This window comes from Bradyrhizobium sp. (genome assembly GCF_049798375.1).
Taxonomy (GTDB): domain Bacteria; phylum Pseudomonadota; class Alphaproteobacteria; order Rhizobiales; family Xanthobacteraceae; genus Bradyrhizobium.
Window position 1 is genome coordinate 1 of record NZ_JBARGP010000555.1, and the last position, 11,402, is coordinate 11,402.

The window sequence follows — 11,402 nt, forward strand, 5'->3', positions numbered from 1 at the left end:
CCCCTGCGCGAATCCGCACGATGGGTTTCTATTTGCGCTTCGATCTTGCAAGTCCCGGTTGTTTTACGGGGATGCGTTACTACGCAAACGTTGCGCAACTACGTGCGATCGGTACACGCGGCCGTTGAAAAATCCGCGCGATTACGGTGATCCGTGAAAAGTTCCGCCGTTTGGTGGACTTTATTAACCTTTTCCACAAAATACTCACATCACGTCAGTTTGATTCGTTCCGGTTGCGTCGCGTCCGTTCTCTTTTCTCACGGGCTTTCTATGACACATCGACTGGACGTGGCTCGGAATCGCGCACTGTCCGAGCGCTGGTGCGCACTTGCCGAGAAGCGGTTGGAGCATCTGACCGAGCTGTTCGAGAGCGGCCGCTGGCGCCGCTACTACAGCGAATACGCCTTTCTCGAAAATATCCAGGAAGCGAAGCTGGCGGTGAAGAATTGGCGTGCGCTGTCGCTCGGCGAGCCGTTTACGCCGCGACGCAACGGCTTCTGGCTGACGATCGCCGACGGCCAGCGGTCACTCGAGCCTGCAACGCCTGTCCGGGCTGCGGTCGTCGAGAGATACCAGCAACCGATCATGCGCGCGCCGACCATCGAGACCGTGGTCGCAGAGTCCGACATCATCGTCCCGGAATATGTCGAGGAGAGCGACGACGCCGACGACATCCTGATGCCCGAGGAGATCGTGACATCGGAGATCGCACCGCTTGCCCCTGGCATCGACATGGCGGCGCTGGAAGATGCGATCAGCGTCGATCTTGAGGAGGAGGAAACGCCTCCGCCGCCGGTGTTTGATCTCGACGAGATCGCCCGCCGCTATCCCGCATTGCGCCACGCGCTGTAACAGGCCGGATTCCTGATCCGCCATGGTCGCGGCGAGCCTTGCGCGGCTTCCGGATGGTGCATCGAAAACGATCGGCCTGATCGGCAATCTTCAACGCAATCCGCAATCCCAGGGCGGCGTCGCCCCGAACCGCTGCACCAAGAAGTCGACGAAGACCCGAACCTTGGTCGAGAGATGACGGTTGCTCGGGAACACTGCGCACAGGTCGAGCGGGCGGCTGGGATGGTCGGGAAGGATCTGTCGCAGACGTCCGGCTTGGACAAGCGGCCCAAGCACGAAACTCGGCCCGAAGACGATTCCGAGGCCCCGTTCCGCAGCAGAGCATAAAAGATCCATGCTGTTGGCTTGGAGCCGGCCCTTGATCTGGACCTGAATCTCCTCGCCCTCCGGAGTTTGATATCCCCAGATTCTCGGCGCAGCGGCGCTGCTCAGGGCAAAGCAGGCGTGGCTCGCCAGGTCGTGTGGATGACCAGGAAGCCCAAAGCGGTCGAGATAAGCCGGCGCCGCACAGGTGAGCATTCGGCAAGGGCCGAGGCGCCGCATGACCAGGGTCGAGTCCGGTAGGCGGCCGATCCGCACGGCGAGGTCGAAGCCCTCCTCGACAATGCTGACGAAGCGGTCGGTGAAATCAGCGTCGATTGCGATGTCCGGATAGAGCTCCATGAACTCGGCGATCGCGGGCGCGAGGTGCAGGCGTCCGAACGTGGCTGGCGCTGTCAGGCGCAGAAGGCCTCGGGGCGCAGCCTGGTACTGGGACGCTTCCAGTGCTGCATCCTCAACTTCGCCGATGATCTGCACGCAGCGGACGAGATAGCGCCGTCCGGCTTCGGTCAGGCTCAGCTTGCGGGTGGTCATGTCCAGAAGGCGAACGCCGAGCGTCTGCTCTAGCGCGCGAACGTGCTTGCTGACCATGGCATGGGACAGGCCCAAGGCACGCGCAGCAGCAGCGAGGCTACCGGATTCCGCACTTTTCACAAACACCGCCATGCTGGTCAGGCGGTCCATTTGAGCTCCATTTCACACCTATGGTGGGATCATCTGTTCATAGAGAGCGGATTATCCGGTGCATAGGTTTGAAATAGGTTTTCGCTGCGCTCGCCAGAACTGGCCGAGCCTGTGCAAACCATGAAAGCCTGGACATGTTCGATATCGTCACCGATCCCGCCGCCTATCCGCTCGAATTTGAAACTCCGCTGAACAGGGGCGACCTGGAGCGCCTTGCCGCGCTCTATGACGAGCAGGCTGTCGTTCGAGGGCAGTCCAACGAGATCTATTTCGGCGCAGCCGCCGTTCGCGCCGAGATGCAGCAGTTGATCTCGGCCAGGGCCAACATCACCAACACGTTGCGCCACATCCTGCGATATGGCGACACTGCGCTGATCATCGTCGACTACGTGCTGCGCCTGACCACACCTGATGGGAGCCCTGTCTCTGTAACCGGGACTGCGACCAACGTAATCCGACATCAGCCCGAGCGAGGCTGGCGAATGATCGCGGCCAATCCCCAAGGCGCCGCATGACCTCCCGGAGCTGAAACGTGAATTCGTACCAAGCTACGACCTGCAAGGAAGATAGCATGACCGACACTACCATTCAGACCCGCGGTGCGAAGATCGCGTATACCGAACGCGGTCGTGGCGCGATCAATTGCCTGTTTCTGCATTATTGGGGCGGATCCTCGTCGACCTGGAAGGAAGTCATGGCAGAACTAGACGCTGACGCGAGATGCGTCGCTGTCGATCAGCGCGGTTGGGGGCGTTCGCGGTCCCTGAATGGGCGCCACGACCTGGAAGTGATGGCCGACGATGTGGAGGACGTCGTCGCGGCGCTCGGCTTGACGCCCTATGTGCTGGTCGGCCATTCCATGGGCGGCAAGGTCGCACAGATCGTGGCTGCCCGCGGGAGGTCTTCCCCGGCCGGCTTGGTACTGGTGGCGCCGGCGCCTCCGCAGGCGATGCCGGTCTCGAACGAGCAGCGCCAAGCCATGCTCGCCTCGTATCAATCGCGTGCGGGCGTGGAACAGGCGCTCTCGATTCTCGCCGGACGCTCGCTGGACAGCGCCCAGCGCGAGCGGGTCATCGCCGACACACTCGCGGGGACGCCGGCCGCCAAGCGAGAGTGGACCCAACACGGCATGATCGCGACGGTCGATCTCGGTCTGCGGAATTTCGCAGGTCCCGTTCGCATCGTGGTCGGCGAACTCGACCGTGTGGAACGCCCGGAGGCGCTGCGCGCGGCGTTCGCGGAGGTTCTTCCACAAGCAATCATCGAGACCATTCCCGAGATGGGCCATCTTTCGCCGCTGGAAAAGCCCGATGCTATCGCATCGGCATGCCGGGCTGTCGCGTCAGCCCTGATGACGCTCTGAGCACCGGTCGCAGGCACGCTCCTTAGCGGCTGACATTGCCGCTCAGCATCACCTGTGCATAGCGCGGCGCGCCGTCCTGCGTCAGGTCTGACGTGACCGACCTGATGTGGTCGAGCCCGACCACCGCGCCGCGCGGCGTTCCTGACATCACATTGTTGCTGACGAGCGCGGTGCCGCCGTCCGCGGCCACCGACACGCCGATGCCTGCCAGCGCATTGCGGATCACATTGCCCGAGATCGCGACGTCGCGCAGATATTTGCCCCAGCCGGCGACGATGCCGTAAGCGGGTGCGTTCTCGATCACATTGCCCGACACGGTACTATCCGCTTCCACATAGATGCCGATACCGGCGTCATCATCCGGCGCGGTGCCGATCGGCCGCTTCGGGATCAAATTGCGGATGATGTTGCCCTGAACCACGGCGATCCGGCCGCCCTCGTTGAAATTGCAGACTGAGACGCCGAAGGCGGCACCGTCGACCGTGTTGTTGGCAATCACGGCGCCTTCGAAGGCGAATTCCGAATAGAGCGCGACTTCGCGGACATCGCTGACGCTGTTGCCTGAGATCTGGATGTTCGAGGCCGAATTGCCGCGCACGGCGGAGTAATCGCAATTCCTGATCCGGTTACCGCGCACGATCACGTTGCCGGCGCGAAACGCATTGATGGCGTTGCCATATTGTCCAGAGCCGCCGGGACCGGCCTTGATGTTCTCGATCCGGTTGTCGATCACCATCGTGCCGTCATCGCCGATCGCCGTGCGCAGGATCTCGATGCCGTTGTCGTTGGTGCCGAGGATGGTGTTGCGCGACACGATCAGGCCGGCGGCATCGAACGAGACAATCGCGGTCGAGGCGATATTGCCGATGATGTTGCCGCTGACCTCGCCCGAGATCTGCTCGAGCCAGATGCCGGCACCACTGGCGTTCATCACCTCGGCATCGATGATGCGGAGATCGCGGCCGCCGAGACAATGAATCAGCCCGCGGCGTGCGGGGAGGGGAATGTTGGCCCCATCCAGTGAAAGCCCGCTGAGGCCGACATGGCCGGCGCCCTCGCTCAATAACAGCGATGGGCCGCCGCCGGTGAAGACGAGCTTGGTCGCGCCCCTGAAACCGATAAGCTGGCTGCCTTCGGCAAGGCGCAGCGTCGAGCTGCGATAGATTCCGGGCGGCAGTGCCAGCGGCATCTGCGCCCGCGCGGCCTCGTCGATCGCACGTTGCAACGCGCGGGTCTGGTCATCGGGGCTGTTCGTCCTGACGCCATATTGGGTGGCGTCGCGCCCGAGCGTGGAGATCAAAGGGGCTGCGCGCACCGGCTCGGCCGGCAGCGCGAGCGCGCCGGCTGACACGGCAGCGGAAGCGCCTAACAGACGGCGGCGATTGACATCCATCCTGTGCAGCTCGCGCAAAAAGTGATGAGCAACCATCACTTAAGCCGAAATCTTGAATCCTCACGATGAGGAGGAGCGCGCGACGGCAGGATTGTCGCTGGTAGGGTTAAATCTTTACCCGCGGCAGTGGTCAGTAGGGTGTTCCATCCTTGTGGCGATACCCAGCAGCGGTATCGTGCAAATCGATATCCGGATAGTGGCACTCATCGCCGCCATCGATGGCAGATCCGATCTCCAGCACCCGCGCGGGCCTGTCGGACCGGTTCTGCAGGTGATGGCCGTTGGCCACGCCGGGCAGGAAGGCCGCGCAATCGCCGCGCCTCAGCGTCTCCTCGCGCCCGTCGGTCACCAGCACGACCTCACCGTCGACGACGTAGACGAACTCTTCCACTTCGGTGTGCCAATGCCGCTGACTCGACCAGGCCCCGGGCTGCAATTCCAGCAGGTTGATGCCGAGCTGTGTCAGGCCTCCGGCTTTGGCGAGCCGGCGACGAAACATGTTCATGCAGGGGACGTCGAAAGGCGCTGGGTAGCGCGAGCCCGTCAAGATCGGAGCCGCGTCAACATCGAGTTTCGCCATCTCTGCCTTCCCTTGCTCGGTTTCCGTCGTGGTCGGCTGCGGAGGCGCAACCGTGTTATCGCGTTCGCTGCGCTCGGTCAGTTGCCTGCCGGGTCAGCTTCACCAGCTCCATCAGCATGGCCTCGCCGGCATCGACCAGCGCCTCCAGCGTGATCCGCGTATCGCCTTGCCGGAGCGCCGTGCCAGGACGAGGCAGCAGGGGAACATGGATGAAGGCGGCCAGGCGCGGTCCATGCGCGGCCTGCGTCGCCTCGATCGCGCGCCAGCTCAGATAGTTGCAGAGATAGCTTCCGGCGTCGCGCGAGGGCCGCGCATCGATGCCGGTCGCCTGCGCGGCGCTCAGCAGCCGTGCCGTATGCGGGCCAAAGGGCAGCGGATGCGCACCTGATACGATCGAGCCCTTGCGGGCGATGGTGCGATCGGCGTCGGGGAAGGTTGTGGTGACCGCATTGCGGGCGCGGGTCTCGATCCGCAGATGCGCGGTGCGGTTGGCAAGCCCGAACATCAGCATTGCATCGGGATGCAGGCGTGCGATCAGTTCGGGCAGCTCGCGATCGACGGTGCGGTAGGTGACGTGGAAGATGTGGCTCGACAGCGCAGCATCGTCGAGCGCGGGCCGGCGCAGCGCCGTCAGCCGCTTCACCAGCGCCATGGTCGGGTTGTACGGCGCCCCGGGAAACGGGCCGAAACCGGTGAGGAGGATGCGAAGCGGCCGGCTCATTGCAACCTCATGGCGACCTCATTGCAGCAGCTCGGCAAGCCGTTCGGCGGCGATGGCCGGGGTGACCTGGCCGTCGGCGACCTCGCTTTCGAGCTTCCTGACCTTGCCGCGGATGGTGGCATCGGTGCGCAGCCGCGCCATGATGCGTTGCTCCAGCATCGACCACATCCATTTCACCTGCTGGTCGCGCCGGCGCTGGGCTAATTCGCCCGAAGCCGTCATGGCCTTGCGATGCTCAGTCACCTTCTGCCAGAGCTCGGCGATGCCGGTGCCGGCCATTGCCGAATAGGTCACGACCGGCGGATGCCAATGCTCGGAGCGGGGCGCCAGGAGATGCAGCGCGCCGCGATAGTCCGCGGCGGTGATCCCAGCGCGCTTGAGATTGTCGCCATCGGCCTTGTTGATCGCGATCATGTCGGCGAGCTCGACCAGCCCCTTCTTGATGCCCTGCAGCTCGTCGCCGCCGCCGGGCAGCATCAAGGCAAGGAAGAAATCGGTCATGTCGCAGACCGCGGTCTCGGACTGGCCGATGCCGACGGTCTCCACCAGGATCACGTCGAAGCCCGCGGCCTCACACAGCAGCATCGCCTCGCGGGTCTTGGCGGCGACGCCGCCGAGCGTGCCTGACGACGGCGAGGGGCGGATGAAGGCCTGGTCGGAAGCCGACAGCTGGGCCATGCGCGTCTTGTCGCCAAGGATCGAGCCGCCGGTGCGCGCCGAGGAGGGATCGACCGCCAGCACCGCAACCTTGTGGCCTTGCGCGATCAGATGCATGCCGAGCACATCGATCGTGGTCGATTTGCCGACGCCGGGCGAGCCGGTGATGCCGACGCGGATCGCCTGTCCGGTGTGCGGCAGCAGCGCCTGCACCAGCTCGCGCGCAGCAGCCTGATGATCGCCACGACGGCTTTCGACCAGCGTGATCGCCCGCGCCAGCGCCGCGCGCGATCCGGCACGGAGATCGCGGGCGAGGGTAGCAACGTCTGTGTGCGGGTTGGTCATGGATGAAGGGAGGCTCGCTATTTCAGTGCGGCGAGCTTGTCGGCCACGAACGCCTTCAAGGGCGGCAGTTCGCCGATGACAATGTCCCAGACCTTCGCGACATCAGTGGCATGATAGGCATGGCGCAACAGGTTTCCGAAGTCGACCATTTTTTGCCAGTGGATCGCCGGTGCCGTTTCCTTAATGTCGCCTGGGATGCTCCTCGATGCTTCGCAGACGATTTCGAGCAGACGTTCGGTTGCAAGACGCATCAGCCTGTCGGACGTGAATTGCTGGAAATCGGCGCCGCCGGTCAAGAGCTCGATCTCAACGATCGCCTCGAGAACGTCATGGAGCCGGTCTTCGACTGTCGGCGGCACCTCAAAACACCTCGATCAGGTCATCGGAAATCCGCGCGGCGATCCGCGGCTTCAACAGCTCCCGCTGCGCGACATGGGTGTGAAGGCCCATCCTGTCTTCGATCAGGTGCTGGACCGCAAAATAGTCGAACGTCGGCTCGGTGCCGGTCGCAGTGGTATCGACGAGCACGTCGAGATCGCTGTCCGCGCGTGCATCGCCGCGGGCTCGCGACCCAAACAGGGAGAGGCGGGTCACGCCCAGCGCCTTCAGATCCGGGGCAAGCTCGCATAGCTTGTCGACAATGACCTTGAGCGGGATGTCGGCAACATCGTTCATGTCTGCAGCATAGCATATCGCGCCGGCCCGAGGAGAGTGAAACCTCCTCATTGTGGCCGGACCAGATACAGAACGATTCAGGCGGCGAGGCGGGAGCCCCGGCGCTCGACGTAGCAATAACCGTTTCGGACATGGACCATCACGCGAAAGAGCAATCCAACAGAGCGATTCCGGCGTTCTTGATTGTCATGTCGTCAGAATGCAGCCTGCACGGAGCGCGTTTGTCAGGGCCGGTTACTGCTTCTCGTCCGCGTCGGTCTCCGGCCTGGCGCCTCCGAAGATGCGCTGGCCCTCGGGCGAGAGATAGGGCTTTAGCGTTTCCCAACTGACAAAAGCGACATACTCGCCTTCAGCGTAGGGGCCGACCTCGTAGGGGGAATAGTGGAAGGTGAGGCCGGAACTCTTGCCGGCTTCCGTGGAAGGCGCCAGTGTCACCGCGCCGATCTTGAGCAGCGCCGGCTTGACGTTGCCGAGCCACTCGTCGGTCGCTGTTTCCATCCCGCCGCGCTTCTTTTTCTCGTCCTTCAGCGCGGCGACGACCGCCGCTCGCATCGCCTTCAAAGTCGGGCCTTTATCGGCGGTCTCGGTGAAGAAGGGACGAATGCTGATGCGCTTTGTCTCGGTCCTGTCCCACAGGATGGTGTCGACCGTGCTGTTGGGATGAGCGCCGTGGGTGTCCATGTAATCGTCGCGGAGCACGCTGACATAGCGGTCGGCGACCACGGAGCGCGCGCTGTATTTGCGCTCGAAGCTCCAGCGGTTCTCTTTGAAGAATTGCGGATCCTCTTTCAAGTCCGCGGCGGCATCGGCCGCGCTCTTGGCGATCCATCGCCGGCCTTCAGCCAGGCAATTCGCCGCCAGTGCCGGATCGGCCTTGATCTGTGCGTCGAGGAACACGTTCGCCTCGATCGCCTTGACCTTGATCGCCGCGTCGGGGTTGGGATCGGCGGCAAACGCCGGCGCGAGCGAGAGGATGCCGAACAGCAGCGCGAGTGTGAATCTGGCAGACATGAATATCCTGATCCGATTTTTGATGATCTGTGACCACGCAGAGCAAAGGTTCAAGCGCGATCGCCAATGCGTGGTCATTCTGGCGTGTAGATGGTGAATTGCCGCGACCTTGAATTGCGGGTGCGCATCAGGTAGCGTTCACCCGAATTTTGATCATATCAGGTTTCGCTGGGAGCCATCGGTGATGAGCAGAATTTCTCTTCGTCGCATGATGGCGATGGCGATCGCACTCACCTGTGTTCACATCAGCGCGCAGGCGGAAGACAATTCGGCTGCGAGCCAGGCGAACAAGCTGGCCGAGAGCCAGGATACGACGTCGATCGCGCCGGTGGTCGACAAGATCGATGTCCGGCCAGGCGATCGCTGGACCTATCAGGTCATCGACGATATCACCGGCGAGACAAAATCAACTGTCGTGCACACGGTCACCGAGATCAAGGACAAGACTTACAGCGTGCAATCGACCTTCACGCCCTATGGTCAAAGCGTCAGCAGCAGCGCGCTGCAGGTTTTCGACGAAAGCTGGAATCTGATCGAGGATCAACTCTGGATGCAAAATCCGGCAAATCCATCGACCGGAATTCAGCTCCCCCTCAAGCTCGGCGCCGAGTGGAAGGTGCATCTCACCTCAAACCGGAAGAACCCGCCTGAAGTCCATTTCAACATCGATGCGACGGCGCAGGTCCTGGCCTACGAGCCTGTCATCTTGAAGTTCAACAAGACCTATGATGCCTTCAAGCTGGAGGTCGACGAGACGTTGACCAACAGTGCGACGCCATCATCCGTCATCACGAGCAAGGTGACGATGTGGTTTGCCCCGGCCGTCAATCGTTACGTCAAGCGGATCGTCGAATCCCGCATCAACGACCGCCTTCAGTCGCGAGGCATCGAAACGCTGATCGCCTATGCGCGCCGCCACGACGACAATTGAGGGCGCATTGGCCGCGAGCCCCTGAGCGTTGCTGCCGGCATGACGGGGGCATGTCGGATCGGAGCTGCAAAAATAACCGGCGAACTACTCCGCCGCCTCACTGTGGCCGAGCCGGGCGTTGAGCTTGTGGATCAGCTCCTCGGCGGCGTCCGCGATCACGGTGCCGGGCGGGAAGATCGCCTCCGCACCGGCCTTATAGAGCGCATCGTAATCCTGCGGCGGCACCACGCCGCCGATGATGATCATGATGTCCTCGCGGCCCTGCTTCTTCAGCGCAGCCTTCAATTCCGGCACCGCGGTCAGATGGGCGGCGGCGAGCGACGAGACGCCGAGAATATGGACGTCGTTCTCGACCGCCTGCCGTGCGGCCTCGTCGGCGGTCGCGAACAGCGGCCCGATATCGACGTCGAAGCCGATATCGGCAAAGGCCGTGGCGATCACCTTCTGGCCGCGGTCGTGGCCGTCCTGGCCGATCTTGGCGACCAGGATGCGGGGACGCCGGCCCTCGGCATCCTCGAAGGCGTCGATCAGCGCCGCTAGCTTCCCGACCTTATCAGACATGCTGGCGGCCTCCCGCTTATAGACGCCGGTAATGGACTTGATCTCGGCGCGGTGACGGCCGAACACCTTCTCCATCGCCTCTGAAATCTCGCCGACGGTGGCCTTGGCGCGCGCGGCGTCGATCGCCAGCGCCAGCAGATTGCCGCTGCCTTCGCTCGCCGAGCGCGTCAGCGCGGCCAGCGCCGCATCGACATCCGCCTGCTTGCGTTCGCCCTTCAGCCGCGACAGCTTGTTGATCTGCAGCCGGCGCACGGTGGAGTTCTCGACCTTGAGCACGTCGATCGGCGCTTCATCGACCGGCTTGTACTTGTTGACGCCGATCACGGCCTGGCGTCCGGCATCGATGCGGGCCTGGGTCTTGGCCGAGGCTTCCTCGATGCGCAACTTGGGCACGCCGGCCTCGATGGCCTTGGCCATGCCGCCGAGCTCCTCGATCTCCTGGATATGGCCCCAGGCTTTGGCGGCGAGATCACGGGTCAGCCGCTCGACATAATAGGAGCCGCCCCAGGGATCGATGATGCGGGTGGTGCCGCTCTCCTGCTGCAGGAACAGCTGGGTGTTGCGTGCGATCCGGGCGGAGAAGTCGGTCGGCAACGCCAGCGCCTCGTCGAGCGCGTTGGTGTGCAGCGACTGGGTGTGGCCTTGGGTCGCCGCCATCGCCTCGATCGCGGTGCGCGTCACGTTGTTGAAGACGTCCTGCGCGGTCAGCGACCAGCCGGAGGTCTGGCAATGCGTGCGCAACGACAGCGAGCGCGGGTCTTTCGGATTGAACGGCTTCAGCAGCTTGGCCCACAGCAGCCGCGCCGCGCGCAGCTTGGCGACTTCCATGAAGAAGTTCATGCCGATGGCCCAGAAGAACGACAGCCTCGGCGCGAAGCGGTCGACGTCGAGGCCGGCGGCGATGCCCGCGCGCAGATATTCGACGCCGTCGGCGAGCGTATAGGCGAGCTCGAGGTCCTGCGTCGCGCCGGCCTCCTGCATGTGATAGCCGGAGATCGAAATCGAGTTGAACTTCGGCATCCGCTGCGAGGTGAAGGCGAAGATGTCCGAGATGATCCGCATCGAGGGCGTCGGCGGATAGATGTAGGTATTACGCACCATGAACTCTTTCAGAATGTCATTCTGAATGGTGCCTGACAGCTTTTCCGGCGGCACGCCCTGTTCCTCGGCCGCGACCACGAACAGCGCCAGGATCGGCAGCACGGCGCCGTTCATGGTCATCGACACGCTCATCCGGTCGAGCGGGATGCCGGAGAACAGCGTGCGCATATCGTAGATCGAGTCGATCGCCACGCCGGCCATGCCGAC

Annotated in this window: 13 protein-coding genes; 4 read left to right on the forward strand and 9 right to left on the reverse strand. The window is 63.3% G+C overall.

The window, feature by feature from the left end:
* Positions 1-153: 153 nt before the first annotated feature.
* Positions 154-852: a TIGR03809 family protein gene (locus WA702_RS22260; RefSeq protein WP_425112709.1), complete on the forward strand. Its 699-nt coding sequence runs from the start codon at positions 154-156 to the stop codon at positions 850-852.
* Positions 853-942: 90 nt separating this feature from the next.
* Here the strand turns inward: WA702_RS22260 and WA702_RS22265 are convergent, their stop codons facing one another.
* Entirely contained in the window at positions 943-1,857 is a 915-nt protein-coding gene (locus WA702_RS22265; protein ID WP_425112711.1) for a LysR substrate-binding domain-containing protein, read from the reverse strand.
* A gap of 134 nt (positions 1,858-1,991) precedes the next feature.
* Between WA702_RS22265 and WA702_RS22270 the strand changes: the two genes are divergently transcribed.
* The gene (locus WA702_RS22270) at positions 1,992-2,372 is read left to right on the forward strand and encodes a YybH family protein (RefSeq protein WP_425112712.1); all 381 of its coding nucleotides are present in this window, start codon (positions 1,992-1,994) and stop codon (positions 2,370-2,372) included.
* Between the two features lie 56 nt (positions 2,373-2,428).
* A complete protein-coding gene (locus WA702_RS22275) occupies positions 2,429-3,220 on the forward strand; it encodes an alpha/beta fold hydrolase (protein WP_425112713.1) in 792 nt (263 codons plus the stop codon).
* 22 nt (positions 3,221-3,242) lie between these two features.
* Here the strand turns inward: WA702_RS22275 and WA702_RS22280 are convergent, their stop codons facing one another.
* The 7 genes from WA702_RS22280 to WA702_RS22310 all read right to left on the reverse strand — a co-directional run bounded on the left by WA702_RS22280 (position 3,243) and on the right by WA702_RS22310 (position 8,602).
* Complete coding sequence (locus WA702_RS22280) at positions 3,243-4,613, reverse strand: TIGR03808 family TAT-translocated repetitive protein (RefSeq protein WP_425112714.1); 1,371 nt, start codon at positions 4,611-4,613, stop codon at positions 3,243-3,245.
* A 130-nt stretch (positions 4,614-4,743) separates the two neighbouring features.
* Entirely contained in the window at positions 4,744-5,193 is a 450-nt protein-coding gene (locus WA702_RS22285) for a cupin domain-containing protein (protein WP_425112715.1), read from the reverse strand.
* Positions 5,194-5,248: 55 nt separating this feature from the next.
* Complete coding sequence (locus WA702_RS22290; protein WP_425112716.1) at positions 5,249-5,914, reverse strand: pyroglutamyl-peptidase I; 666 nt, start codon at positions 5,912-5,914, stop codon at positions 5,249-5,251.
* Between the two features lie 18 nt (positions 5,915-5,932).
* Positions 5,933-6,916, reverse strand: a complete 984-nt coding sequence (gene meaB, locus WA702_RS22295) for a methylmalonyl Co-A mutase-associated GTPase MeaB (protein WP_425112717.1) — start codon at positions 6,914-6,916, stop codon at positions 5,933-5,935.
* Between the two features lie 17 nt (positions 6,917-6,933).
* Entirely contained in the window at positions 6,934-7,275 is a 342-nt protein-coding gene (locus WA702_RS22300) for a DUF86 domain-containing protein (RefSeq protein ID WP_425112718.1), read from the reverse strand.
* A gap of 1 nt (position 7,276) precedes the next feature.
* Entirely contained in the window at positions 7,277-7,591 is a 315-nt protein-coding gene (locus tag WA702_RS22305) for a nucleotidyltransferase family protein (RefSeq protein ID WP_425112719.1), read from the reverse strand.
* Between the two features lie 234 nt (positions 7,592-7,825).
* Positions 7,826-8,602 carry an RsiV family protein gene (locus tag WA702_RS22310; RefSeq protein ID WP_425112720.1) on the reverse strand — a complete coding sequence of 259 codons (777 nt, stop codon included), beginning with the start codon at positions 8,600-8,602 and terminating at the stop codon, positions 7,826-7,828.
* A 184-nt stretch (positions 8,603-8,786) separates the two neighbouring features.
* Between WA702_RS22310 and WA702_RS22315 the strand changes: the two genes are divergently transcribed.
* Complete coding sequence (locus tag WA702_RS22315) at positions 8,787-9,533, forward strand: hypothetical protein (protein ID WP_425112721.1); 747 nt, start codon at positions 8,787-8,789, stop codon at positions 9,531-9,533.
* 84 nt (positions 9,534-9,617) lie between these two features.
* On the opposite strand, the gene scpA is transcribed toward WA702_RS22315, so the two are convergent.
* Positions 9,618-11,402, reverse strand: a 1,785-nt coding sequence (scpA, locus tag WA702_RS22320; protein ID WP_425112722.1) for a methylmalonyl-CoA mutase, incomplete at its 5' end; no start/stop codon positions are given.